Origin of the sequence: Umezawaea tangerina (assembly GCF_003002815.1) — a bacterium.
Taxonomy (GTDB): Bacteria; Actinomycetota; Actinomycetes; order Mycobacteriales; family Pseudonocardiaceae; genus Umezawaea; species Umezawaea tangerina.
The window spans coordinates 39,551-63,685 of record NZ_PVTF01000002.1 but is presented as its reverse complement, the minus strand read 5'-3'; the positions used below and the strand labels follow the sequence as shown (position 1 = coordinate 63,685).

The following is a 24,135-nucleotide window of genomic DNA, read 5'->3' as shown; positions in this document are numbered from 1 at the left end:
CTCGGTGGCCTCGCCGGCTTTGGCGACCCTTGACGGTGACGCGGCTGTCCTTTTAAGGTCCGGCGTACCGAAACATTTCACCTGTACGGTCGAAAGTTTCGGAATCAAGCCGTCGCAAAGGAGCGAGAGCCTGATGAAGCCGACCCGCCTGGCCACCGCGGTGCTCGCCGCCGTGGCACTGACGGTCCCGCTGACGCCCGCGACCTCGGCCGCGCCCGGTGTCGACGACCGGTCGCCCGGCCACGCCGGGAAGAACACCCTGCGCCGCGCCGCCCCGAAGGGGTTCCACATCGGGACCGCCGTCGCGGGCGGCGGGCACCACGAGAGCCAGCCCTACCCCGACCCGTTCACCTCGGACCTGCCCTACCGCAAGGTGCTCGGCGCCGAGTTCGGCTCGGTGTCCGCCGAGAACCAGATGAAGTGGGAGTACGTCCACCCGGAGCAGGGCCGCTACAACTTCGGCATGGCCGACGCCATCGTCAGGTTCGCCCGGCAGCACGACCAGGTCGTGCGCGGGCACACCCTGTTGTGGCACAGCCAGAACCCGGCGTGGCTGGAGCAGGGCGACTTCACGCCCGACCAGCTGCGCTCGATCCTGCGCGACCACATCAAGACGGTCGTCGGCCGCTACAAGGGCCGCATCCTGCAGTGGGACGTGGCCAACGAGATCTTCACCGACACCGGCGAGCTGCGCACCGCGGACAACATCTGGCTCCGCGAGCTGGGACCCGGCGTCATCGCCGACGCGTTCCGCTGGGCGCACGAGGCCGACCCGAAGGCCAAGCTGTTCTTCAACGACTACGGCGTCGAGAGCGTGAACGCCAAGAGCGACGCCTACCTGGCGCTGATCAAGCGGCTGCGCGCCGAGCACGTGCCCGTGGACGGCTTCTCCGCGCAGGCGCACCTGAGCATCCGCTACGGGTTCCCCGGTGACCTGGAGACCAACCTGAAGCGGTTCTCCGCGCTGGGGCTCGGCACCGCGATCACCGAGCTGGACGTGCGGATGGACCTGCCCGAGGGCGGTGTGCCGACCGTGGCGCAGCTCGCGCAGCAGGCCGACTACTACACCCGCACGCTCACCGCGTGCCTGAACGTCAAGGGCTGCGACTCGTTCACGATCTGGGGCTTCACCGACAAGTACTCCTGGGTGCCGGTGTTCTTCCAGGGCGAGGGCGCGGCGACGGTGATGTGGGACGACTTCTCCCGCAAGCCCGCCTACTACGCGCTGCGGTCCACTTTGGACAAGGCGCGCCGGTGAAGCGGGGGTTGGCCGCCGTCGCGGCGGCGGCGCTGCTGCTGTGCGCGCCGCAGGCGTCCGCGACCCCGCACCGGTCGTGGGTCGGTGCGTGGGGGACCTCGCCCACGACCGTGCCCGCCTCGGACACGACGGCGTTCGAGGACCAGACGCTGCGGCAGGTCGTCCACCTCTCGGTGGGCGGTGGCGGCCTGCGGGTGCGGCTGTCCAACGAGTTCGGCACCCAGCCGCTGGTGATCGGCGAGGCGCACGTGGCCCGCCGCGCCGGGACGACGTCGTCGGTCGACCCGCGCACCGACCGGCGGCTCACGTTCGGCGGGCGCGCGTCGGCCACCGTGCCACCGGGGGCGCCGCTGCTCAGCGACCCCGTGGCGCTGTCCGTCGCCGCCGACTCCGACCTGGTGGTCAGCGTCCACCTGCCGCGCCGGACCCCGGCGACCACCGTGCACGCCTTCCCCTACCAGGACGGCTACGCGGCGGCGGGCAACGTCACCGGCAGCGCGGACATCACGCCCACCGAGGTGCTGGGCAAGTGGTACTTCCTCACCGGCGTCAGCGTCACGGGCGGTCGGGACTCCACCGTGGTGGCGTTCGGCGACTCGATCACCGACGGCGCCGAGACGACCCGCGGCGCCGACCGCCGCTGGCCCGACGTGCTGGCCCGCCGGTTCCAGGCCGACCGCGACCTGCGCCACCTCGGCGTCGTCAACTCCGGCATCAGCGGCAACCGCCTGCTGCACGACCCGAACCCGCCCGCGGGCAGCCCGGCGGAGGGGTACGCGAACTACTTCGGCCAGGCCGCCCTGCGCCGCTTCGACCGGGACGTCCTGGCCCGGCCCGGCGCGTCCCACGTCATCGTGCTGCTGGGCGTGAACGACCTCGGCCACCCCGGCACCAGCGCACCCGAGTCGGAGAGGGTGAGCGCCCAGGACGTCATCGACGGCCACCGCAGGCTGATCGCCCGTGCGCACGCACACGGCCTGCTCGTCCACGGCGGCACCATCACGCCGTTCAAGGACGACACGTTCGGCTTCTACAGCCCGGAGAACGAGGCCGCCCGCCAGACCGTGAACCGCTGGATCCGGACGAGCGGCGAGTACGACGGCTACGTCGACTTCGACCGCGCGGTCCGCGACCCGGCCGAACCCGACCGCCTGCTGGCGGGCTACGACAGCGGCGACCACCTGCACCCGAACGACGCGGGCATGGCGGCACTGGCGGCGGCGGTCCCGTTGCGCCTGTTCCGCTGAGGACCGGTGCGGGGTGACCTCCCGACGCCCAAGGTCACCTCGCACCGCCCGCACCTACTCCACGGGCTCCGCGAGCACGGTCCGCAGCGCGTCGAGCGTGTCCCGCACGATCTCGGCCAGCGACCCGTCGTCCTGGTCGAGCCACCGGGTGATCCCCACGCCGAACGCCGTCACCCCGGCCTGCGCGGCCAGGGTCGCCGTCAGGTCGTCCACCCCGCGCTCCAGGAAGCCCTCGCGGATCGCCTTCGACAGCGCGGAGAGCTTCCACAGCTCCCGCTCCCGCAGCCCCGCGTCGGTCTGGATCACCGAACGCCGGGTGCGCATGTACTCGCGCTGCCCCTCGAACACGCCCTCGGCGATCGTCCGCAACCCGTGCAGGATCACCGCCATCGGTCCCAGCGACGGCGGCGCGTCGGCCATCATCTTCGCGACCAGCGCCGGGAACTCCTCCTCGCCGACGAACAGCACCTCGCGCTTGTCCGCGAAGTGCCGGAAGAACGTGCGGGTGGTGAGCCCGGCACGGGCGGTGATCTGCGGGACCGTCGTCTCGGCGAACCCCTGCTCGACGAACAGGTCCACGGCGGCGCGCTTGAGCCGGTCACGCGCGTCCGGTTCCCATCTGCCCACCCGGCCATCCTAACCGACGACACCGGATGTCATCCGGGGCGAACCGCGCCGTCACCACCGGACCGGCAGCTCGGCCAGGCGCGCGGTGAGCAGCTCGGAGATCACCCGGTGGTCGGCGAGCGACGGGTGCCAGTCGCAGCCGAGGTGGTCGAGGCGGGGGTCGTCGTAGTACCAGTAGTGCACCCGGCCGTCGCCCCGCCGGTTGTGCTCCTCGACGACCCGGCGGGCCGAGTCGGCGAACGTCGTGGTCCCGCCCGCGGCGGTGGCGCTGACGACGATCGTGGTGTCGGCGCCGTACCGGGCGCGGAGGTGGTCCAGGAACCCGTGGTAGGCCTCCTCGTACGCCGACACCAGGCTTTCCGGCGTCCACCGCTCGCCGGGGCCCACCGGCGTGGAGAAGTCGTTGATGCCCAGGCCCACGACGACGACCTGCGGATGCCACGTGCGGGGGACGGGCCAGGTGCCGCCGTTCTGGGACGCGCGGTCGTAGGAGGTGCGGAAGTCGACGTCGGGACTGCCGCCGCCGTAGTTGCGCACCATGCCCAGGCCGGACTGGGCGGTGATCTGGTAGTCGGCGCCGAGCCCGCGCGCGGTGAGCGCGCCGAAGGACAGGTCCGCGTCGGTGTTGCGGTCCACGCCGCCGGTGGTCGAGCAGTCGCGGGTCGTGGACGCGTTGCCGTAGCCCGCGGTGGCGGGAGCAGGGCACCGCCCGGTGCGGCGACGAACCCGTCGAACTCCCCTTCCGCCCACGGGCTTTCGGTGCGCTTCACCAGGCGGACGTCGTGCACGGCGGGGGAGAGGCCGCCCACCCAGTACGTGGTGCGGCCGGGCGTGACGAGGGTGGCGACGGTGGTCCCGTCGACCTGGACGTCGTAGTCGTTCACGCCGTCCGCCAGCGCGATCCCGACGCCGGTGCCGCGGAACCGGCCCTCGAACGAGATCCCCGGCCACGTGTACCGGACGGCGTGGCCGGTCGGGGTCACCCGGCCCACCGTGTGCGCGGTGGTGAGCGGGCCCGCCTCGGCGACGGGAGCGGTGGCCGTCGTGCCGAGCAGGACGAGGACGGCCAGGGGCAGCACGAGCTTCATCGGGGTCTCCTGTCCGGGCACGGGGGCGCCGCGGTGGACACCCCCGTGCCCACCGGTCACTTGAGGTGGCTCGCGAGGTCGATCCGCTGGTTCCGCAGGGCGGTGGCGACGACGACGGCGATCTGCCTCGCGCCCGCCGCCTCGAAGTGCGTGTGGTCGGCGCAGAAGAACGCCCCCACCGGACCGCTGCCGTAGTCCCCGTTGTTGGGGCAGAGCTTGAGGTTGTTGTAGAGAGCCAGGCTCAGCTTGTGCAGGTCGATCAGGGGGACCCCTGCGGCGGTGGCCGCCGCGGAGGTCTCGGTGAGGAACCCGCGGTTGCCGACTGCCGTGCTGCCGCTGCACGTGATCGCCGCGACCGGTGTCACGAAGATCGCCCGGACACCGCGGTCCGCGGCCGCCTTCGCGATGACGGCCAGCAGCTGCTGGTAGCGCGCGGAGCCGACGTGCCGCGGACAGCCGGGGTCGCCGTCGTTGATGCCGAACTGGACGACCAGGTAGTCGCCGGACTTCATGCCGGTGGACGGGTCGAGCATGCCCGACCAGCGCTGGGAGTAGGTCTGCGAGCTCAGGACGCACTCGCCCGCGGCGTCCTTGGCGCCCGTCACGGCGGACTCGTGGAGCCAGGTCTGGACGCTGCGGCCCGCGACCGCGTTGTTGACCACGGTGACGCCGTCGTCGAACAGCGCGTCGAACTGGTTGCCCCAGCCGACCGGGCAGCTCGTCCTGGGATCGGCCATGGTGGCGTCACCGGCCAGTGCCGCCAGTGCGAACAGCTTGTGGCTCAAGGGGATCCTCGTCGATTCTCCGGCAGGGTGTCGTTGGTGGACGGTGGGTCAGGAGCCCAGCGTCGCGGAGATGAGCGGGGTCGACCGGCGCTCATGCCGATGCAGCCGTCGGCGGCCGGCACGAGGCAGGCGCCGCCCACGGCGATCTGCGTGTGCGCGGTGCCCAGGCGTTCGCCGACCAGCCGTCCGTGCCCCGGAGTCGAGCTCCAGGCCCTGGAGTGCGGGTGGGGTCGAGTTGGTGAGCACCGTTGCCCCTGTCTTGAGGTTCTGGGAGCGTTCCCAGGAATACTCAGGGTAACGGAGTGATCATGGTGGGTCGATGTTGTGGAGTGGTGCGGGTGGTGCTTTGGGTAGCGGCTTGGCGTCGGGTGTCGGTGCCGCGGTCTCCGGGGGTGTCGCTACAGCTGTCTCCGGGTGCGGTCGGCTTGACTTGGGGCCCCTTTTTTGGGCTTCGTCGGGCGAAAAAGGGCAGGTGGTGGAGCCTGCCCGCCGACCGATTTTAAGCCCAAAAACCCCAAGTCAAGCCGACCGCACTAGCGGACGAGCGCCGCTCGCTTCCAGCGCCGCCGGGGAGGTTGCTCGCTTCCAGCGTCGCTGGACCGTTGGCTTTTGGTGCCAGCGTTGTCGGGCAGCTTGGTCGCTGCTTCCAGCGTCGTTGGGCTGCTTGCTGGCTGGTCAGGTGGTTAGTCCCACCAGAAGGTCCAGGAGTGGTCGTTGATGAGGCGTTCGGCGTAGGCGGAGAGGGTTTCGGTGCCTTGCCAGATGTTGTCGGGGCAGAAGGCGAAGTGTTCGGCGGCTACGGCCAGTGCCTCGGCCTGGGTGGTGGGTGGGGAGGAGATGCTGAGGACGAGGGTGGCGAAGCCGAGGCCGATGATCCTGGCGCCGAAGCGGTCTTCCCAGTTGCGCAGGACCGCGGAGATCTCGGCGGTGTCGTTGGTGTGGTTGACCGGGCCGGTCCAGCCCGCTGTGGTGAGTGCGTCGGAGCCGCGGGTGGCGGCGACCAGGCCGAGGCGCATGGAGTTGTGGCCTGCGAGGAGCTGTTCGGCGAGGCCGTCGGCGGCGCGGTCGGGGTCGATGCGGGCGGGTGGTGGTTGGGAGAGGCCGGGCCAGGTGTGGCCGTAGGGGGCGGTGACGGCGAGGCGTTCGGCGGGGGTGAGGGTGTCGTCGGGGTTCTCGGAGGTGTAGTCGTCCCACCAGGTCGCGAGCAGCTTGGCCGGGTCGTGGTCGGCGGGGGAGGACATGTCGCCGGGCACGACCTCGCCGTTGCCCCAGGGGCGGTATTCCTCGTCGTCGTCGTCCAGGGCGTCGAGCAGCAGCGGCCACAGGCCGGACCTGGCGTGCTCGGCGCGCAGCCGTGCCCACAGGCCCTCGGGGGCGGGCTTGTCGCTGAGCCAGAACGCGGGCCGGTCGCCTTCCTCCTCCTCGGAGACCACGGGACGGCCCGGCGGGAGGCCGACCGCCAGCGATCGTCCGTCGGTGCCGTCGGTGAACAGGGCCCGCAGCTCGGCGGGGAGCGGTGGTTCGGAGGTCACGGGCGAAGCGTAGGGCGTCGGTCCGACAGCGGGCGGAGGGAACGTCGGCGCGTCGCCAGTACGCGCGGGCGCGGACGGCGAAGACCGATCGGTTCCCTGCGGACTCCCGCCGGGTACCGCATCCGGCGACGCCCTGGTCGCCTCGTAAGCCGAGGCGCGACCCCACCACCGCGCGGACGATGGTCGCCGTGAACCGTGACCTCGCCTGATAACCGTTGGACGTCGTCGCCCGGCCGCGGCCAGGATCGGGGCATGCGACAGGACGAGATCTGGGACGTGGAAGCGGCCGAGGGCTACGACACGCCGGGGACCGGGATGTTCGCGCCGGAGGTGCTGACGCCGACCGTCGACCGGCTCGTGGAGCTGGCCGGTGGCGGGCGGGTGCTGGAGTTCGCGGTCGGGACGGGGCGGGTGGCGGTGCCGCTGCTGGAGCGCGGGGTTCCGGTGAGCGGGGTCGAGCTGTCCCGGCCGATGCTCGCCCGGTTGCGCGAGAAGGTCGACGAGGCGGCGCTGCCGGTGGTCGTGGGGGACATGGCGACCGCGGTCGTGCCGGGGGAGTTCACGCTGGTGTACCTCGTCTACAACACGATCTCCAACCTGCTCACCCAGGACGGGCAGGTGCGGTGCTTCGTCAACGCGGCCCGCCACCTCGTTCCGGGCGGGCGGTTCGTGGTCGAGCTGGGCGTGCCGGACCTGCGCGTGCTCCCACCCGGCCAGGACGCCGCGGTGTTCGGCACCGCGCCCGGCTACATCGGCCTGGACACCTACGACCTCGTGCCGCAGCACCTGGTCTCCCACCACTTCCGCTTCCACGAGGACGGGAAGCGGGAGGCGCGGCTGTCCCGCAGCACCCATCGGTTCGTGTGGCCCGCCGAGCTGGACCTGATGGCGCGGATCGCCGGGTTCACCCTGGAGACCAGGCACGCCGACTGGCGGGGCGCGCCGTTCACGGGCGAGTCCACCTCGCACGTGTCGGTCTACCGGCTGGGTGGCTGACGCGTCGGCGGGGCGGGCGTGAGATGGTGCGGGAAGGCACCGTCCCGAACCGCTGGAGGCCGCCATGGCGTCAACGATCCTGTCCCGCCGGGATCTCGAGTTCCTCCTCTACGAGTGGCTCGACGTCACGGCGCTGACCTCGCGGGAGCGGTTCCGCGAGCACTCGCGGGAGACGTTCGACGCGGTGCTGGAGCTCAGCGCGGAGATCGCGACGGAGCACTTCGCGCCGCACAACAAGAAGGCCGACGCGAACGAGCCGGTGATGCTGCCCGACGGCACGGTCGAGGTGGTCGACGAGGTGGCGCGGGCGCTCAAGGTGTTCGCGGACGCGGGCCTGACGGCGGCGCAGTTCGACGAGGAGATCGGCGGGATGCAGCTGCCCGCGGTGCTGGCGCGGGCGTCGATGTGCTGGTTCCAGGCGGCGAACGCGGGCACGTCGAGCTACCCGCTGCTGACGGTGGGCAACGCGAACCTGCTGGTCGAGTACGGCACGCCGGAGCAGGTCGACCAGTGGGTCCGGCCGATGCTGGAGGGTCGGTTCTTCGGCACGATGTGCCTGTCGGAGACCGGTGCGGGCTCCTCGCTGGCCGACATCACCACCAGGGCGCTGCCGCGGGACGACGGCACGTACCGGGTGAGCGGCACGAAGATGTGGATCTCCGGCGGTGACCACGGGCTGTCCGAGAACATCGTGCACCTGGTGCTGGCGAAGGTCCCCGGCGGCGGGCCGGGCGTGAAGGGGATCTCCCTGCTGGTCGTGCCGAAGTTCCTGGCCGACGGCACCCGCAACGACGTGACCCTGGTCGGCCTCAACCACAAGATGGGCAACCGCGGCACGACGAACACCGTGCTCGCCTTCGGCGACGGCACCCACCCGGTGGACGGCGAGCCCGGCGCGGTCGGCTACCTCGTCGGCGAACGCCACCGCGGGCTGGCCTACATGTTCCACATGATGAACGAGGCGCGGGTGGGCGTCGGGTTCCTGGCCACCGCGCTCGGCTACACCGGGTACCTGAAGGCCGTCGAGTACGCCAAGTCCCGCACGCAGGGCCGTCCGCCCGCGGCCAAGGACCCCGCCGCGCGACCGGTGCGGCTCATCGAGCACGCCGACGTCCGGCGGATGCTGCTGGCGCAGAAGTCCTACGTGGAGGGTGCGCTGGCGCTGGGCCTGTACTGCTCGCTGCTGATCGACGAGCAGGAGACCGCGGCGACCGACGACGACCGGGAGCGCGCCGGGGTGCTGCTCGACGTGCTGACGCCCATCGCGAAGAGCTGGCCCGCGCAGTGGTGCCTGGAGGCGAACAGCCTGGCGATCCAGGTGCACGGCGGCTACGGCTACACCCGCGACTACGACGTGGAGCAGCTCTACCGGGACAACCGGCTCAACCAGATCCACGAGGGCACGCACGGCATCCAGGGCCTGGACCTGCTGGGGCGCAAGGTCGTGGCGGACGGCGGCGCGGGGCTGCGGCTGCTCGTCGACACCATCGGCGCGACGGTGGCCCGTGCCGAGACCGGTGGCCCCGACCTGGTCGAGTACGCGACCGCGGTCGCGGCGGCGACCCGGCGGCTGGTCGACGTCACGAAGATCCTGTGGTCGGCGGGCGACCCCACGACCACGCTGGCCAACTCCTCGGTCTACCTGGAGGCCACCGGGCACGTGGTGGTCGCCTGGATGTGGCTGGAGCAGCTGCTGGCCGTCGGTGCCAAGGAAGGCGCGTTCTACGACGGCAAGCGCCAGGCCGCCCGGTACTTCCTGCGCTACGAGCTGCCCAGGACCACCGCGCAGTTCGACCTGCTCGCCTCGCTGGACCGGACGACGCTCGACACCGAGCCCGACTGGTTCTGACCGCTCAGGGCGTGGTCGCGCGGACTCCCGCGAGCACCACGTCGGTGATCCGCTCCGCGTCCGCGCGGGTGAACGGCCGCTGGTCGCGGCCGACCTGCAGGTGCACCGGGCCGGACAGCAGGTCGGCGAGCAGCTGCGCGTCGACCGGGGGCAGCTGACCGAGCCCGACCGCGCTGTCGAGCCTGCGCCGGAGCAGGTCCACCCGCCTGTCGATGACGGTGTCGACCGTGCGGCGCACCTCGGCGCTCTCGGGCGAGGACTGGATGGCGTGCATGAGGGCGCGTCCCCACGGGTCGGCCAGGCTGGTGGCCATCGCGACCAGGAAGTCCACCAGGTCCTGGCGCAGGTCGCCGGTGTCCGCCAGCGGCGCCATCTCCTCGGCGACCCCCATCAGCGCCTCGCCGACCAGCACGTCCCGGTCGGGCCAGTTCCGGTACACGCTCATCTTGTGCACGCCCGCCAGCTCGGCGACCTCCTCGTAGCGGAAGCCCGCGATGCCGTGCCGCGCGACCAGGCGCACCGTCGCGTCGAGGATCTGCGCTCGCACGCGGGCCGTGCGCCCACCGGGGCGCTGCGCCACCTGCCTCGGGCTGTCCGTCATCCGTCGTCCGCTTCCGTAGTGCGTTCCGCGTGCCCGTGGATCTTCCCAGACGCCGGCTCCGACGATGGGGTACCTTAAAGTGACAGATAGAAACTTTAAGGGAGGACCATGACGGACTACCCCTCCGCGCCCGCCGGCCCGCTGGCCGTCGGGAACGACCCCGCCACCGGCCGGGTGGACGCGGGCGACATCGGGATCGCCTACACGGAGTCCGGCTCCGGCGAACCCCTGGTGCTGCTCCACGGCGGTGAGAGCGGCCGCATCCAGTACGACGTGTTCCGACCGCTGCTCGGCGACGGGATCCGCGCCATCGCCTACGACCAGCGCGACACCGGCGACTCCACCAACCCCGACGCGCCCTACGACCTGGAGGACCTCGCGCGGGACTGCGCGGCGCTCATCCGGGGGCTCGGCTACGAGCGGGCGCACGTGTTCGGCGCGTCGTTCGGCGGGCTGGTCGCGCTCCAGCTCGCGATCAGCGTCCCCGAGGTCGTGCGGACGCTGTCCGTCGGCGCGACCGTCGCCCGCGTCGCGTTCGTGCCGGGATCGGTCACCGGCGACATCGTCGACCTCCCGCCCGACCGGCGCGCCCGGAAGATGCTCGACTTCGTCCTCACGCCCGAGGGGCGGGCGTCCGAACAGCTCGTCGCCGAGACCATGGCCGTGCTGGTGCACCGGCCCGCCGCCCAGGACGCCCGGCGGCTCGACGCCGTCCGCGGTGTCGACCTCACCGACCGGCTGTCCGCGATCACCGCACCGACCCTGCTGGTCTACGGCGGCGACGACCCGGCGGCACGACCGGACGTCGGCCGCGGGATCGCCGACGCCATCCCCGGCGCACGGCTCGAGGTGATCCCGCGGGTCCGCCACGGGATCACGTTGGAAGGCAAGGACATCACCGCCCGGCTGGTGCGCGAGCACGTCCTCGCCCACCCGCACGACGACGTCCGCACGACGACAGGGAGCAAGTGACCATGGACATCCTCATCTCCGGCGCGGGCATGGCGGGCCTCGCCACCGCGCTCGACCTCTCCGCGCGCGGCCACCGCGTCACCGTCGTGGAACGCGCGTCGCACTTCCGCGTCAACGGGTCGCCGATCGACGTCCGCGGCGACGCCCTCGGGATCCTGGAGAAGATGGGCCTGCTGGACCGCGTCCGCGAGCAGCGGGTCCTGACCACCGAGCTGGTCCAGTTCGTCGACGACGACGGCGAGCCCGTCGGGCGTCCGAGGAGCGCCGACATCGGCGACTCCCCGGACGACCTGGAGATCGCCAGGGAGGACCTCGCGAACATCCTCGTCGACGCGCTCCCGCCGGACGTGGAGATCCTCTTCCGCGACTCCGTCCGCTCGCTCGACGACGACGGCACGGGGGTCGACGTCGCCTTCGCGTCCGGTCACCGGCAGCGCTTCGACATCGTGGTCGGCGCCGACGGCCAGCACTCGCGGGTGCGCGGGCTGGTCTTCGGGCCGGAGGGCGACTTCGCCCGCCACCTGGGGTACTACGTCGCGCTCGCCGACCTGCCCGACGAGGTCCGGCCGCACCGGATGAACCCGATGTACAACGCCCCCGGCAGGCTGGCGGGGATCGCGCGGTACAAGGACAGGGCGCTGGCGGTGCTGATGTTCCGCTCGGACCCGATCGACTACGACTACCACGACCTCGACGAGCAGCGGCGGATCATCGTCGACGCCTTCGCGGGCACCACGGGGTGGAAGGTGCCGCAGCTCATCGAGGCCGTCCGCGTCGACCCCGAGCTGTACTTCGACTCGTCGAGCCAGATCCACATGCGGACGTGGCACCGCGGCCGGGTCGTCCTCGTCGGCGACGCCGCGCACTGCGCCACCAGCCTGTCCGGCCGCGGCACCTCGCTCGCGTTCACCGGCGCTTACTTCCTCGCCGAGGAGCTGGACCGGGCGGACGGCGACCACGTCGTCGCGTTCGAGCGCTACGAGACCCGCCAGCGCCCGTACGCGGAGTTCGCGCAGAAGAGCGTGGACGCCGGGGCGGACCTGATCATCCCGCCGACCTGGGAGGCCATCGCCGCGCGCAACGAGCGCCTGGACGGGGTCGCTCCGGCGCGCTGACGCATGTGGTGGGGGACGCGTGGCACTCGTCCGTCCAACTTGCCCATGTCAGTATTCTGACATACGATCCATGTCAGTTACCTGACATGGATCGGAAGGTGTCATGACCCGCCACGAGCTGACCGTGGACGTGCTGGGGCCGTGGTCGCTGGCCACGAGCAAGCGGTTCTGGGAGGGCTTCGCGCCCGCCGCGCTGCCCTCCCAGGACGGCGCCCCGCCCGCCGAGGTGCGGACGGTGTTCCGCGTCGAGGGTGACTGGAGCCGCGCCGAGGCCCGCGTCACCCAGGAGGACGGCAAGGCGCGCGTCGTCGTGACCGGTGACGGCGACCTCGACCGGGCCGCCGCGCAGGTCGGGCGGTTCCTCTCCCTCGACGTCGACGCCCGCGACTGGCCCGAGGTCGGCCGCCGCGACCCGGTCATCGCCGAAGCCCAGCGCCACCTGCCCGGCCTTCGACCGTGCGGCTTCCACTCGCCGTACGAGGCCGCGGCGTGGGCGGTGCTGTCGCAACGGCTGCGGATCGTGCAGGCCGCCCGACTGCGCGACGGCCTCCTCGGCCCCGACGGCGCGTTCCCCGCACCGGCCGAGCTCCGCACCCTCGCCCTGGACCTGCCCGGCCGCAAGACCGAGTACCTGCACGCGGTCGCCGACGCCGCCCTCGACGGCCTCCTCGACACCACCCACCTCCGCACCCTCGACCCCACCGAGGCCGTTCACGCCGTCCGCCAGGTTAAGGGCCTCGGCCCGTTCGCCGCCGAGTTGGTCGTCCTCCGCGGCGCCAACGCCCCCGACGCCATCCCCCACCACGAACCCAGGCTGGAGGACGAGGTCACCCACCGCTACGGCACAGGCCGCACCCTCGCCGACGTGTCGGCGTCTTGGCGCCCGTTCCGAACTTGGGCGGCGGTTCACCTGCGGATCCTGCGGGAGGAGCGGACGCACGAGATCGGGGGGTGAGAGGACGGCTGCCCGGCCTGCGACCTAGGTTCGCGACGTGTGATCGGTCGTCGAGTGGTCGGCCTTCTTGGAGTACACGTCGTCCAGCGTGTCGAGAGCGGCGAAGAGGTCGCGCACGGAGGTCTGGGAGGAGCCGGATGTCGCGGTCCAGGTGTGCACCGGTACGTAGTAGCCGGAGTAGGTGTCTCCGGTGTCGTCGTCCTGTGCGGCCCCGCCGAACAATCCGGAAATCCCCATCGCCATCTCTCCTCAGTGGTGTGAGCTGTCCTCGGATTTACGCTCTAGCGCCTTCGAAGATCATGTCAACCTCGCGCGTCGATCTGGCCGTTCGGCTTTGACGGTAGCAGTCGACGCCTGTCCCGGGTACGGCTCATTCGACTTTTTTCGCTAGAAGGTGTGAATAGTTCCACGTTCTCACCAAACATTGGTATCCGATCCTCATCGCGTTCACCAGTGCCAGTCCCACCACTACAGCCCACCAGGCGTCGGTCACGCCGAGAAAGGCGCGACCGTCGGGGAGTTTCGGCCATTCGAAGTTGTCCGGATAGCTCTCGTGGAGCAGGAACAAGGCGCTGCCCGCCAGTGACAGGACGGCTGTCAAGATCAGGCAGAATCGCGCGGACATCGTTCCTTCGAGCAGTTTCCTGGATGGGGCGTCGAAACCCAGCCACGTCGCCGCGAGTGCGGGAAAGGCAAGGAGGAATGCCGGTGCGTCGGTATCCGACTCCCCGAATCGTGAACTGACGAAACCGATGAGCCACAGGATGGCGAACGCGGCGATCGCGGTGATGGTGGCCCGCAGGACCGTGCCCGGTGGCACCTCGAAGAACTTGAAGACCAGGGTGGGTCTCTCCCGTTCCTGGAGGGTGGGCATGTACCGGCAGTAGAAGTGGGCGTGCGGTTGTCCGAGACGTCGGCGGAAACGGCAGTGCGGAGTGGTGGGTGCGAGTTCCGCGGTCCGCTGCAGGATCGAGGAGAAGCCGACGGCCTCCTGGCCCGCCAGGTAGAGGTCGTTCGGCGCGTGGACGTGGAGGTGGTAGCTCTCGGCGGTGGAGGCGTTCGCGATGTCCACGGTGAGCCGCACCGGTCGCGTGCCGAACACCAGTCGCACGTAACCGCCGAGGGACCACCGGCGGCTGGATCGCGGCGAGGTGAACTTGACGTCCGGCGTCTGCGTCAGGTGGTACTTGAAGCGGTGTCGCGGTTCCGTGCCGACGTTGCCGATGGACGCGACGATCGCGTAGTGGCTCGTGAGCTGCTCGACGAACTTCACGGCCAGTTTGAGGGCCACCGGGTTGGCGACCTCCAACGTCCTTATCGCGTCCACTCCGGTCGGGTCCACGGAATCGGACGCCCGGCCGTCGCGCCGCTCGACGATCCCGCGCAGGGCGAGCATTTCGGCTTTGTCGGTCTCGCGTGGCAGCGGGTCGTTGAAGCCGAGTCCTTCCGCTCCCAGGAGCAGGACGTGGAGGACCTTCGCCGCGAGGCTGAGGTACTGGCGGTAGGACAGCCACTGGGTCTCGTCGTTGTTCGCGTGGAGGATGTGGAAATCGTCCAGCAGTTCGCCCTTCTTGTTGAGGACGACCGGGATGTGGATGTGCTTGGACCCGTTCCCCACCATCAGCTTGCCGGGGATCTCCACGTCGATCGTGCAGGCCTTGGTGAGCGTTCGGCGATCGGGCGTGTACTCCTCGACCACGCGGCGGCGGAACTGCTGGGGCATCGTGATGGCGGCGGCGAAGATCTTGGCCTCGACCAGGGTGACGTCGCGAGCCAGCCTCGCCTCGTGCTGGAGGGCGAGTACGGGACCGTCCGGGACCTGGTGGAACGGGAACGGTTTGGCCGGTGGGGCGAGGAAGAAGCGGGTGTGGAAGAACCACGTGTGCACAGCGGCGAAGGCGAGTCCGAGCAACATGGTCAGGACGAGCGACTGCCAGCCCGAGCCGGAACTGCGGTAAACGCCGGTCGCGATCATGATGTTGAGCACCGACAGGGCCACGAGGATCATCACGGAAACTAATTTGAGGAAGCCTCGCAACATTCGTTCGCCCTATCTCGCAATTCGCAGGTCGAACGCGTTATCGAGAAGTCGCTACCAATCGTTACCGATCTGCCGACCCGTCACTCGATCGGGCTGGCGGTTGTCCTGCGCAATCGAATCGAATGTCCGGTATCACGACTATTGCGGGCCGGTCCGCGAATATTCGGGCGAAGTCGTCCCTGTTCGCTTGGAATAGGTGCGCCACGGCCAGGGCGTCACCTCAGAACAACGCCCTGCGCAGTGCCGTCGCCTGCGCCTCCCAGAACCCCCGCGCGACCCGCGTCCCGCGGAACATCCCGTCGAACCCGTGGAACGCCCCCGGCACGGTGACGACCTCGCAGGGGACGCCTGCGGACTGGAGGCGGGAGGCGTAGGTGAGGTCTTCGTCGTGGAAGAGGTCGAGGGTGCCGACGCCGATCCAGGTCGGGGGGAGGCCGGTGAGGTCGTCGCGGCGGGCGGGGGCGGCGTAGGGGGGAGGTGGTGGGGGAGCCGGGGGTGGTGGCGAGGTAGGAGGTCCAGGCGTAGCGGTTGCTCTTGGGGGTCCAGAGGCGGACGTGGCGGGTGTCGTGGTCGGTGCGGAGCACGGTGCGGTCGTCGAGCATGGGGTAGACCAGCAGTTGGAACGCGGGGCAGACGTCGTCGTGGTCGTGGGCGTACAGGGCGAGTCCGGCAGCGAGGCCGCCGCCCGCGCTGGCGCCGCCGAGGGCGATCCGCGACGGGTCGACGCCGCGGGCGTCGGCGTTCGCGACGAGCCACAGCAGTGCGGCGTAGGCGTCTTCGACGGCGGCGGGCGCGGGGTGGGTGGGGGCGAAGCGGTAGCGCGCGGCGACCACGGTGATGCCGAGGTCGCGGGCGAAGCCGATGCTGGAGGGCTCGTCCTGCTCGGGTGAGCCCATGAGGTAGCCGCCGCCGTGCAGCCACAGCAGGGCGGGGGCGGTGCCCTCCAGGGCCTTCGGCCGGTAGACGCGGACCGAGACGCCGGGTGCGACGACGTCCTCGATGAGCATGTCGTCCGGTGTGGCCGGTGTCCTGGGCTTCACGCGCTGGGCGAGGCGGGTCGCGCGGGGGCCCATCGAGAACTTCGGGAGGAACCGCGCGAGCGCAAGTTCGGGGTGGAACGCGGACATGGGGCCTCCGGTGGCTCAGGGGCGGGGGCGGCCGCGCCAGCGCGCGACCTCCAGGGCGACGCCGACCTCGAGCGCGTTGTCGGCCAGCGGGCGGGGGAGCAGGCGGTCGGCGCGCGCCAGCCTGCGCAGCAGCGTGTTGCGGTGCGTGTACAGGCGTTGGGCGGCACGGGAGGCGTTGCACTGCTCGGCCAGGAACGCGCGCACGGCCTCGGTGAGGTCGGGCGGCGCGGTCTCCAGGCGGCCCAGGACGCGCTGGACGAACTGGTCGGCGCCCTCGCGGTCACCGGTGACGAGCGCGACCAGCTCGACGTCGTCGTGCGTGGCGACCTGCTGCGGCGAGGACAGCCGGGCGAGCATCCGCTGCGTGGCGAGCGCCTGGAGGTGGCTGCGCCGGAAGCCGTCGACACCGGGCGCGGGGGAGCCGAGGGCGATGTGCACGCCCGGCGTCGCGGCGCAGGCCGCGCGGGCGCGGTCGACGTCCGGCGCGGTGTGCAGCCACACCCACCGGGTCGCGGCGCTCGCGAGCACGACAAGCGGGCGGTCCGCCCCGGTGGCGAGGTCGTCGGCCGCCCGGTCCAGCGCGGACAGGTCGGCGTCGGGGTCGTCGCTCCAGATGACGGCGGCGGTGTGGGTCGGGGTGAGCGCGTAGCCGAGGCGCGCCTCGGCGTGGGCCCGGCCGATCGGCGCGCCCTCGACGAGCAGGGTGGTGATCTCGCGGCGCTCGGCGTGCGTGCCACGGGTGAGCTCTTCGCGTTCGCGTTCCATCCGGGCGGCGATCGCGGCCACGGTGTCGTCGACGAACGTGGAGATCGACCGGCAGGTCACGTCCAGGAGCTGGCGCAGCTCCTCGGTGTCGGACGTCAGCGTGAACGCGATCCGGATCCACAGCCGCAGCGCGACGCCCTGGCCGACCCGGTAGGAGTCGAGGGTGGCCTCGTCCAGGCCGCGGCGCACCAGGTCGCGGGCCGTGGCGAGGGTGGCCGCACCGACGTTGGCGGGCACCGGCGCGCCGGGGTCGCCCACGTTGGCGGCGGCCCAGAACAGCAGGTTCGAGCGGTTGGTCTGCCGGGTGGCCGCGTTCAGCACCGGGTCCGCCGCCACGGCCCGCCGGGACTCGCCCGCCAGGGTGGCCTCGTCGAGCTCGTCGAGCCATTCCCGCGGCGGGTTGAGCGCGATCTCGGCACCCCGGCGGATCAGCTCCCGGATGTGCGCGGGCGGCCGCGGCCAAGGCATGGGGCCACCTTAGCTCCGCTGGTGCACTGTGCACTCCTGTCGACGGCACGAGGTGCAGTCCGCTCTTGCCCGTGGGAACGTGGGATCCGCAAGATCGGGAGTGTTCGGCCACGCCAGCAGCGAGGAGCCGTCGATGGACACCTCCCCCGACCCGGACGCCGTCGAGGACCTCGACGTCCTCGTCATCGGCGCCGGGATCTCCGGCATCGGAGCGGCGCGCTACCTCAAGCGGGCGCACCCGCGGCGCACGTTCGCCGTCTTGGAGGCGCGCGGCGCGATCGGCGGCACGTGGGACCTGTTCCGGTTTCCCGGCATCCGGTCGGACTCCGACCTGCACACCTTCGGCTACGAGTTCAAGCCGTGGCTCGACGAGCACGCGATCGCCGACGGCGACGCCATCCTGCGCTACGTCCGCGAGACCGCCGCCGAGAACGGCATCGACGGCCGGATCCGGTTCCACCACCGGGTGCTCACGGCGGCCTGGTCGAGCGCGACGGCGCGGTGGCGGGTCGAGGTCGAGCGCACCGACACCGGCGAGCGGACGGCGCTGACGTGCAACTGGCTGTTCTGCGCGGGCGGCTACTACCGCTACGACGAGGGCTACACGCCGCACTTCGAGGGGCGGGAGCGCTTCGCGGGCCCGGTCGTGCACCCGCAGCACTGGCCGGAGGACCTGGACACGACGGGCAGGCGCGTCCTGGTGATCGGCAGCGGCGCCACGGCGGTCACGCTGGTCCCGGCGCTGGCGAGGACGGCCGCGCACGTCACGATGCTCCAGCGCACGCCGAGCTACATCATGCCCGTGCCGTCCAAGGACGGGTTCGCGAACCTCGCGCTCAAGGTGCTCGGCCAGGAGCGCGGCTACCGGCTGGCGCGGCGCAAGAACATCGCCCAGCAGCTCGCGATCTGGCGGTTCTGCCGCAGGTTCCCCCGCGCGGCGCGCAGGCTGATCCGCGCGATCACCGTCAAGCAGCTCCCGGCGGGCTATCCGGTCGACGAGCACTTCAACCCGCCCTACAGCCCGTGGGACCAGCGGTTGTGCGTGGTGCCCGACGGCGACCTGTTCCGGTCGATCGGCTCCGGGGCGGCGTCGGTCGTGACCGACCGGATCACCACGTTCACCGAGCGCGGGGTGCTGCTGCTGTCGGGGCGCGAGCTGGAGGCCGACGTCATCGTGACGGCCACGGGCCTGAACGTGCAGGCGTTCGGCGGGGTCGAGCTGTCCGTCGACGGCGAGCCCGTCCGGCTGCCCGACACCGTGACCTACAAGGGGATGATGCTGTCCGGCGTGCCGAACCTCGCCTACGCGGTCGGCTACACCAACTCCTCGTGGACGCTGAAGATCGGGCTGCTCTGCGAGCACTTCTGCCGCCTGCTCGCGGTGATGGACGCGGGCGGCCACGACACCTGCGTGCCGGTGGTCGGCGACCCGGCCATGCCGACCCGGCCGTTCCTCGACTTCGGCGCCGGGTACGTCCGCCGCGTGGTCGACCGGCTGCCCAGGCAGGGCGACCGGGCGCCGTGGTCGACCTCGACGGACTACCACGCCGACGTCGAGCTGCTGCGCAGGCTGCCCGTGCGGGACGACGGCCTGCGCATGTCCGCCAGCACCGCCGCGTCCTCCGCCGTGGACGCGCCCCGCTGACTACCGCGTCGCCGCCGCGGTCAGGGTCCGGGCGGTGCGCACGAGGCTCTCTACCGCCGCGTCGGCGGACAGGTCGCACAGGTCGACCAGCGTGAACACGGCCTCGGCGCTGATCACGACGGCCAGGTCGCGGGTGAGCCGCCGCACCGCGTCGGGGTTGGCGGTCGCGCTCCACGGCGCGAGGGCCCGCTCGATGAGCGCGAACCTGTTCCCCGGCCGCACCACGGGACGCGGTTGGACGATGGTCGCGGCGATGATCGCCCGGAGCGCCGTCTGGCGCCGCAACGCGCTGCGCGCCAGCACCTCGGCGGCGTGGCCGATCCGCTCGACCGGGTCGACCGACCCGGCGACGGGCTCCATCACCGCGTCGGGGTCCATCCGGTTCGTCACCTCGCCGAGCAGCGTGACCAGGTCGGGGAAGTACCGGTAGGCCGTCGCCTCGGAGACCTTCGCGGCCGCCGCGACCGCGGGCATCGTCAGGTCGCTGTCGGTGTCCACCAGCTCCTGCGCGGCGGCCACGATGGCCGCGCGGGTGCGCTCCTTCTGGTTGCTGCGCTGGCTGGGCCTCGTCGTGCCGGTCATCGCTTCCTCCTCGTCGGGTCGCGACTGTAGCGGACTCTCGCGATGAGAGGAGGCTTGCACGAGTTATTCGTGAGAGCGTACTGTTTTCATGACAGTCCACTCTCATGGAGGAGTACCAGTGGTTCCCATCTCGATCGTCGGTCCCGGTGAAGGGGAGGTCGTCCTCTCCTCCGACACGGTGCGGATGCGCGTCCTGGAGGACGGCAGCACGACCGCCCACCGGCTCGGGATCGCCGAGATCACGCTGGCGCCGCACGCGCCGGGCCCGCCCCAGCACCGGCACGCCGAGCACGACGAGGGGTTCTACGTGGTCTCCGGGACCGTGCGCTTCACCATCGGCGACGAGGACCACGACGCGGGTCCCGGCACGCTCGTCATGGTCCCCACGGGTGCCCCGCACACCTTCGCCAACCCCGGCGACGAGCCCGCGGTGGTGGTCAACACCTTCACCCCGGACACCTACGTGCAGTACTTCCGGGACCTGCGCGACATGATCGAGCGTGGCCGGCCGCTCAGCGTCGACGACGTCGCGCCGGTGATGGCCCGCTACGCCACCGAGCCCTCGACCGAGTACGCGGCCTCGTGATCGTCCTGCTCGTCCTCAACGCGCTGGTCGCGACGGCGGGCACCGGGTTCGCCGTGGCGGCGGCGGTGCGCCCGGAGTCGTTGAGCTACAGCGACGCGCCGACGGCGGGGGAGCGGTTCTACGCCTGGATGTACACCGCGCGGGGCGTCCCGCTCGGGGTGCTCACGGCGGTGGTGCCCTTCGTCGCCACGGGCACCGCCGCCGTGCTCTGCCTCGTCGCGGCCGCGGTGGCGCAGGCCGCGGACGCGGGGATCGGCCTCTCGCGGGGCGAGCGGCGGATGGTGGTCGGCGCGGGCGTCGCGACGCTGGTCCACGTCGTCACCGCGGTCGCGGTCGGGTGATGTCCACAGTGGACCGGTGAACCCGGACGGGGTGGATCCGCTTGCGGCCGCGGGGAACGGGTACCCGGCGTCGGTACCGGCAGCCGTTCCCGGCCGCCGTCCTCCGAAGGAGTCCCAGATGCCCCCCAAGCGCCAGCGCGACCAGGCAGCGCCCAAGTCGACGAGCCCGACGGGCAAGGCGGAGGTCGCCGCCAACGTCGGGGACGACCGGCGGGCGCAGGCCGGGCGGTACCTGACCACGTCGCAGGGGGTCCGGCTGAACGACACGGACCACTCCCTGAAGGCCGGTCCGCGCGGCCCCACGCTGCTGGAGGACTTCCACCTCCGCGAGAAGATCACGCACTTCGACCACGAGCGCATCCCCGAACGGGTGGTGCACGCCCGCGGTGCCGCCGCGCACGGGACGTTCCGCGCCTACGGCAACGCCGAGTCCGTCACCAAGGCCGGGTTCCTCGCCAAGGGCCGGGAGACGCCGGTCTTCACCCGCTTCTCCACGGTCCTGGGCTCGCGCGGGTCGGCGGACACCGTCCGCGACGTGCGCGGGTTCGCGGTGAAGTTCTACACCGAGGAGGGGAACTTCGACCTGGTCGGCAACAACATGCCGGTGTTCTTCATCCAGGACGGCATCAAGTTCCCCGACGTCATCCACGCGGGCAAGCCGCAGCCCGACCGGGAGATCCCGCAGGCGCAGTCCGCGCACGACACCTTCTGGGACTTCGTCTCGCTGCACACCGAGGCGACCCACCACGTGATCTGGGCGATGTCCGACCGCGGCATCCCGCGTTCCTACCGGACCATGGAGGGCTTCGGCGTCCACACGTTCCGGCTGGTCAACGCGGCGGGGGAGACCTCGCTGGTGAAGTTCCACTGGAAGCCGGTCGCGGGCGTGCACTCGCTGGTCTGGGAGGAGGCCCAGATCGCGGCGGGCGCCGACCCGGACTTCCACCGCCGCGACATGGCCGACGGCATCGAGGCGGGCGCGCCGCTGGAGTTCGAGCTGGGGCTGCAGGTGCTGCCCGACTCCGAGGACGAGACGTTCGAGGGCATCGACCTGCTCGACCCGACGAAGCTCGTGCCCGAGGAGCTGGCCGAGGTGGTCCTCGTCGGCAAGCTGACCCTGGACCGCAACCCGACCGACTACTTCGCCGAGACCGAGCAGGTCGCCTTCCACACCGGCCACCTCGTGCCCGGCATCGAGATCACGAACGACCCGCTGATGCAGGCGCGGATGTTCTCCTACCTCGACACCCAGCTGACCCGGCTGGGCGGGCCGAACTTCGCCCAGCTGCCGATCAACTGCCCGCACGCGGCGGTCAACGACAACCTGCGCGACGGCATGCACCAGACCGCGATCCACCAGGGCATGGCGCCGTACAAGCCGAACACCGTGGACGACGACCAGCCCGAGCTGGCCACGGAGGCCGAGGGGGCCTACGTCCACCTGCCCCGCGAGGTCTCCGGGCCGAAGGTCAGGGCGAACCCGGTGTCCTTCGACGACCACTTCTCGCAGGCGACCCTGTTCTGGCGCAGCATGAGCCAGGTCGAGCAGGCGCACATCGTCGAGGCCTACACGTTCGAGCTGTCCAAGCTCTTCGAGAAGCCGATCCGCGAACGCGTCCTGGGCGTGCTGGCGAACGTGGACGCCGAGCTGTGCGCCAGGGTCGCGGCCGGGCTCGGCCTGCCCGCGCCCGAGGGCGACCCGGCCCGCGGCGTGGTGCCCTCGCCCGCGCTCTCGCAGGTGACGACCGAGGTCGGCCCCGTGGCGGGCCGGGTGGTCGGCGTCGTCGCGGGACCCGGTGCCGACCTGGCCGGGATCGGCAGGCTGCGCAAGGCCGTCGAGGCGAAGGGCGCCGTGCTGCACGTGGTGGCCCAGGTCGGCGGAGAGCTGACCAAGGGGCGCGCCAAGGAGACCGTCGAGCGGACGTTCCTGGCGACCCGGTCGATCGAGTACGACGCCGTCGTGGTCGCCGCGGGCACCGTGGCGAACGACCCCCGGTTGGTCGTGCTGCTCCAGGAGGTGTTCCGGCACTGCAAGGCGCTCGGCGCCTGGGGTGACGGCGCGGCCGTGCTGGAGGCCGCCGGGATCGACACCTCCGCACCCGGCGTCGTGCTGGGCGACAGCGTCGCCAAGCCGTTCACCGCCGACCTGCTCACGGCGCTGGGCAGGCACCGGGCGTGGGACCGCGCCGTGCCCGCCGGAACGGCCTGACCCCGCACCCCGCCGCCGCCCACCGGGTCCATCCCGGTGGGCGGCGGCGTGTGCGGTGGGCCGGGTCGACGCCCATGTCGTAGGCTTCCTGATCGGATCGACGTCCCAGGGCCCGGCGATCCCGCACCCGCACGGCACCCCGCCCGCGTTCGGTGGTGGAGCCGCCCGGTGAGGAGGCGGACATGGAGACGGCCCGCGGTGACTCGGGAGTCGAGGACGACGTCCTCACCGCCCTCCGCAGGTCCGAGGCGACCTACCGGGCCCTGTTCGAGCGGCTCGACGAGGGGTTCTGCATCCTCGAACGCGCGACCACGGACGTGCCGGGGCAGCTGGACTTCCGCTACACCGCCGCCAACGCCGCCCTGGAGACGCAGTCCGGGGTCGCGGGCGTGGTCGGGCGCACGATGCGCCAGGTGCTCCCCGGCGAGCCCGAGGACTGGTACCTGGTCTTCGACGAGGTGCTGCGCACCGGCGAGCCCATTCGGTTCCAGCAGAGCCTCGGGACCTACGGCCGGGAGCTGGAGCTCTACGCGTTCTGCGTCGACCCGGACACCCGTGCCGAGGTGGCCGTGGTGTTCGCCGACATCACCGAGCGGGTGCGGGCCGAGGCGCGGGAGCGCGAGCTGCTGGCGGAGCGGTCGCAGGTCGCGCTGACCCTGCAACGGGCGATCCTGGGACCGGTGTCGCTGCCCGACTCGTTCGCGGTGCGCTACGAACCGGCGATCTCGCAGGTGGGCGGCGACTGGTACGACGTGGTGCCGCTGCCGGAAGGTCGCTGCGGCGTCGTCGTCGGCGACGTGGTGGGGCACGGCCTCGACGCCGCGGCGGTGATGGGGCAGCTGCGCAGTGCCGCGCGAGCGCTGTTGTTGCAGGACCACGGACCCGCCAGCGTGCTGTCGTCGTTGGACACCTTCGCGGCCATGCTGCCGGGGGCGCGCTGCACGACCGTCTTCTGCGCGGTCATCGACCCCGGCGACCAGGTCGTCGTGTACTGCAGCGCGGGACACCTCCCCGCACTCGTGGTCGACCCGGACGGCGGCCACCGGTGGCTCGACGGGGCGCTCTCGGTGCCGTTGGCGGTCATCGCGGGGGTCGAGCGCGTGGAGGCCAGTGCCGCCCTGCCCGCCGACGCCACGCTGCTCCTCTACACCGACGGCCTGGTCGAGCGCCGCGACGACGTGCTCGACGCCGGGCTGCTCCGCACGGCCGAGGTGGTGGTGCGGCACCGCGCGTCGTCGTTGGACGCCCTCGCCGACCTGCTCGTCCGCGACCTGATGGACCCCGGCCACGACGACGACGTCGCCCTGCTGCTCTACCGGAGGTCCGGCGGGACGGGCTAGCGCGGC

The 24,135-nt window shown here is 71.7% G+C and carries 22 protein-coding genes and 1 pseudogene; 12 read left to right on the top strand and 11 right to left on the bottom strand.

Annotated features, from left to right (window positions below; genetic code table 11):
- The first annotated feature begins 133 nt into the window (after positions 1 to 133).
- On the top strand, positions 134 to 1,258 hold the full coding sequence (locus CLV43_RS06330; protein ID WP_106186117.1) for an endo-1,4-beta-xylanase: 1,125 nt from the start codon (positions 134 to 136) through the stop codon (positions 1,256 to 1,258).
- The gene (locus CLV43_RS06325) at positions 1,255 to 2,505 is read left to right on the top strand and encodes an SGNH/GDSL hydrolase family protein (protein WP_106186116.1); all 1,251 of its coding nucleotides are present in this window, start codon (positions 1,255 to 1,257) and stop codon (positions 2,503 to 2,505) included. The genes CLV43_RS06330 and CLV43_RS06325 overlap by 4 nt, the downstream gene beginning before the upstream one ends.
- A gap of 54 nt (positions 2,506 to 2,559) precedes the next feature.
- On the opposite strand, the gene CLV43_RS06320 is transcribed toward CLV43_RS06325, so the two are convergent.
- The 4 genes from CLV43_RS06320 to CLV43_RS06300 form a co-directional block, all read right to left on the bottom strand.
- On the bottom strand, positions 2,560 to 3,132 hold the full coding sequence (locus CLV43_RS06320) for a TetR/AcrR family transcriptional regulator (protein ID WP_106186115.1): 573 nt from the start codon (positions 3,130 to 3,132) through the stop codon (positions 2,560 to 2,562).
- Positions 3,133 to 3,233: 101 nt separating this feature from the next.
- The gene (locus CLV43_RS06315; RefSeq protein ID WP_211304296.1) at positions 3,234 to 4,220 is read right to left on the bottom strand and encodes a hypothetical protein; all 987 of its coding nucleotides are present in this window, start codon (positions 4,218 to 4,220) and stop codon (positions 3,234 to 3,236) included.
- A 56-nt stretch (positions 4,221 to 4,276) separates the two neighbouring features.
- Complete coding sequence (locus CLV43_RS49120) at positions 4,277 to 5,005, bottom strand: SGNH/GDSL hydrolase family protein (protein WP_245886191.1); 729 nt, start codon at positions 5,003 to 5,005, stop codon at positions 4,277 to 4,279.
- 683 nt (positions 5,006 to 5,688) lie between these two features.
- Positions 5,689 to 6,537, bottom strand: a complete 849-nt coding sequence (locus CLV43_RS06300; protein WP_106186114.1) for a DUF4253 domain-containing protein — start codon at positions 6,535 to 6,537, stop codon at positions 5,689 to 5,691.
- Between the two features lie 252 nt (positions 6,538 to 6,789).
- On the opposite strand from CLV43_RS06300, the gene CLV43_RS06295 reads away from it, so the two are divergent.
- Together CLV43_RS06295 and CLV43_RS06290 are read left to right on the top strand one after the other, a co-directional pair.
- A complete protein-coding gene (locus CLV43_RS06295) occupies positions 6,790 to 7,533 on the top strand; it encodes a class I SAM-dependent methyltransferase (protein WP_106186113.1) in 744 nt (247 codons plus the stop codon).
- A 64-nt stretch (positions 7,534 to 7,597) separates the two neighbouring features.
- Positions 7,598 to 9,382, top strand: a complete 1,785-nt coding sequence (locus tag CLV43_RS06290) for an acyl-CoA dehydrogenase (RefSeq protein ID WP_106186112.1) — start codon at positions 7,598 to 7,600, stop codon at positions 9,380 to 9,382.
- A gap of 4 nt (positions 9,383 to 9,386) precedes the next feature.
- On the opposite strand, the gene CLV43_RS06285 is transcribed toward CLV43_RS06290, so the two are convergent.
- A complete protein-coding gene (locus CLV43_RS06285) occupies positions 9,387 to 9,983 on the bottom strand; it encodes a TetR/AcrR family transcriptional regulator (protein ID WP_106186111.1) in 597 nt (198 codons plus the stop codon).
- Between the two features lie 108 nt (positions 9,984 to 10,091).
- Between CLV43_RS06285 and CLV43_RS06280 the strand changes: the two genes are divergently transcribed.
- The 3 genes from CLV43_RS06280 to CLV43_RS06270 all read left to right on the top strand — a co-directional run bounded on the left by CLV43_RS06280 (position 10,092) and on the right by CLV43_RS06270 (position 13,025).
- The gene (locus tag CLV43_RS06280) at positions 10,092 to 10,955 is read left to right on the top strand and encodes an alpha/beta fold hydrolase (RefSeq protein ID WP_106186110.1); all 864 of its coding nucleotides are present in this window, start codon (positions 10,092 to 10,094) and stop codon (positions 10,953 to 10,955) included.
- A 2-nt stretch (positions 10,956 to 10,957) separates the two neighbouring features.
- Positions 10,958 to 12,070, top strand: a complete 1,113-nt coding sequence (locus tag CLV43_RS06275; protein ID WP_106186109.1) for an FAD-dependent oxidoreductase — start codon at positions 10,958 to 10,960, stop codon at positions 12,068 to 12,070.
- Positions 12,071 to 12,173: 103 nt separating this feature from the next.
- Positions 12,174 to 13,025, top strand: coding sequence for a DNA-3-methyladenine glycosylase family protein (locus CLV43_RS06270; protein WP_106186108.1), 852 nt, complete (start codon positions 12,174 to 12,176; stop codon positions 13,023 to 13,025).
- A 24-nt stretch (positions 13,026 to 13,049) separates the two neighbouring features.
- On the opposite strand, the gene CLV43_RS06265 is transcribed toward CLV43_RS06270, so the two are convergent.
- The 5 genes and pseudogenes from CLV43_RS06265 to CLV43_RS06250 all read right to left on the bottom strand — a co-directional run bounded on the left by CLV43_RS06265 (position 13,050) and on the right by CLV43_RS06250 (position 17,426).
- On the bottom strand, positions 13,050 to 13,262 hold the full coding sequence (locus CLV43_RS06265) for a hypothetical protein (RefSeq protein WP_146174658.1): 213 nt from the start codon (positions 13,260 to 13,262) through the stop codon (positions 13,050 to 13,052).
- A gap of 133 nt (positions 13,263 to 13,395) precedes the next feature.
- The gene (locus CLV43_RS06260; protein WP_146174657.1) at positions 13,396 to 15,036 is read right to left on the bottom strand and encodes a hypothetical protein; all 1,641 of its coding nucleotides are present in this window, start codon (positions 15,034 to 15,036) and stop codon (positions 13,396 to 13,398) included.
- 250 nt (positions 15,037 to 15,286) lie between these two features.
- Positions 15,287 to 15,484, bottom strand: coding sequence for an alpha/beta hydrolase (locus CLV43_RS50430; protein ID WP_425445735.1), 198 nt, complete (start codon positions 15,482 to 15,484; stop codon positions 15,287 to 15,289).
- A gap of 79 nt (positions 15,485 to 15,563) precedes the next feature.
- Positions 15,564 to 16,073, bottom strand: a pseudogene (locus CLV43_RS50425) (alpha/beta hydrolase); the annotation flags it as partial.
- 135 nt (positions 16,074 to 16,208) lie between these two features.
- The gene (locus CLV43_RS06250) at positions 16,209 to 17,426 is read right to left on the bottom strand and encodes a PucR family transcriptional regulator (RefSeq protein ID WP_106186105.1); all 1,218 of its coding nucleotides are present in this window, start codon (positions 17,424 to 17,426) and stop codon (positions 16,209 to 16,211) included.
- A gap of 133 nt (positions 17,427 to 17,559) precedes the next feature.
- Here CLV43_RS06250 and CLV43_RS06245 point away from each other — a divergent pair, with 133 nt between their 5' ends.
- A complete protein-coding gene (locus CLV43_RS06245; RefSeq protein ID WP_106186780.1) occupies positions 17,560 to 19,071 on the top strand; it encodes a flavin-containing monooxygenase in 1,512 nt (503 codons plus the stop codon).
- On the opposite strand, the gene CLV43_RS06240 is transcribed toward CLV43_RS06245, so the two are convergent.
- A complete protein-coding gene (locus tag CLV43_RS06240) occupies positions 19,072 to 19,653 on the bottom strand; it encodes a TetR/AcrR family transcriptional regulator (protein ID WP_106186104.1) in 582 nt (193 codons plus the stop codon).
- A 118-nt stretch (positions 19,654 to 19,771) separates the two neighbouring features.
- Here CLV43_RS06240 and CLV43_RS06235 point away from each other — a divergent pair, with 118 nt between their 5' ends.
- From CLV43_RS06235 to CLV43_RS06220, 4 genes are all read left to right on the top strand, one after another.
- Complete coding sequence (locus CLV43_RS06235) at positions 19,772 to 20,239, top strand: cupin domain-containing protein (protein ID WP_211304256.1); 468 nt, start codon at positions 19,772 to 19,774, stop codon at positions 20,237 to 20,239.
- On the top strand, positions 20,236 to 20,580 hold the full coding sequence (locus CLV43_RS06230; RefSeq protein ID WP_211304255.1) for a hypothetical protein: 345 nt from the start codon (positions 20,236 to 20,238) through the stop codon (positions 20,578 to 20,580). Before CLV43_RS06235 ends, CLV43_RS06230 begins: the two co-directional genes overlap by 4 nt.
- 118 nt (positions 20,581 to 20,698) lie before the next feature.
- Complete coding sequence (locus tag CLV43_RS06225) at positions 20,699 to 22,789, top strand: catalase (protein WP_106186102.1); 2,091 nt, start codon at positions 20,699 to 20,701, stop codon at positions 22,787 to 22,789.
- Positions 22,790 to 22,971: 182 nt separating this feature from the next.
- Entirely contained in the window at positions 22,972 to 24,129 is a 1,158-nt protein-coding gene (locus tag CLV43_RS06220; RefSeq protein WP_106186101.1) for a PP2C family protein-serine/threonine phosphatase, read from the top strand.
- Positions 24,130 to 24,135 lie beyond the last annotated feature (6 nt).

Coding starts and splice junctions, on each gene's coding strand:
- CLV43_RS06330 (WP_106186117.1), top strand. CDS start 134: ATGAAGCCGACCCGCCTGGCCACCGCGGTGCTCGCCGCCGTGGCACTG.
- CLV43_RS06315 (WP_211304296.1), bottom strand. CDS start 4,220: ATGAAGCTCGTGCTGCCCCTGGCCGTCCTCGTCCTGCTCGGCACGACG.
- CLV43_RS06295 (WP_106186113.1), top strand. CDS start 6,790: ATGCGACAGGACGAGATCTGGGACGTGGAAGCGGCCGAGGGCTACGAC.
- CLV43_RS06290 (WP_106186112.1), top strand. CDS start 7,598: ATGGCGTCAACGATCCTGTCCCGCCGGGATCTCGAGTTCCTCCTCTAC.
- CLV43_RS06285 (WP_106186111.1), bottom strand. CDS start 9,983: ATGACGGACAGCCCGAGGCAGGTGGCGCAGCGCCCCGGTGGGCGCACG.
- CLV43_RS06280 (WP_106186110.1), top strand. CDS start 10,092: ATGACGGACTACCCCTCCGCGCCCGCCGGCCCGCTGGCCGTCGGGAAC.
- CLV43_RS06275 (WP_106186109.1), top strand. CDS start 10,958: ATGGACATCCTCATCTCCGGCGCGGGCATGGCGGGCCTCGCCACCGCG.
- CLV43_RS06270 (WP_106186108.1), top strand. CDS start 12,174: ATGACCCGCCACGAGCTGACCGTGGACGTGCTGGGGCCGTGGTCGCTG.
- CLV43_RS06265 (WP_146174658.1), bottom strand. CDS start 13,262: ATGGGGATTTCCGGATTGTTCGGCGGGGCCGCACAGGACGACGACACC.
- CLV43_RS06250 (WP_106186105.1), bottom strand. CDS start 17,426: ATGCCTTGGCCGCGGCCGCCCGCGCACATCCGGGAGCTGATCCGCCGG.
- CLV43_RS06245 (WP_106186780.1), top strand. CDS start 17,560: ATGGACACCTCCCCCGACCCGGACGCCGTCGAGGACCTCGACGTCCTC.
- CLV43_RS06240 (WP_106186104.1), bottom strand. CDS start 19,653: ATGACCGGCACGACGAGGCCCAGCCAGCGCAGCAACCAGAAGGAGCGC.
- CLV43_RS06225 (WP_106186102.1), top strand. CDS start 20,699: ATGCCCCCCAAGCGCCAGCGCGACCAGGCAGCGCCCAAGTCGACGAGC.
- CLV43_RS06220 (WP_106186101.1), top strand. CDS start 22,972: ATGGAGACGGCCCGCGGTGACTCGGGAGTCGAGGACGACGTCCTCACC.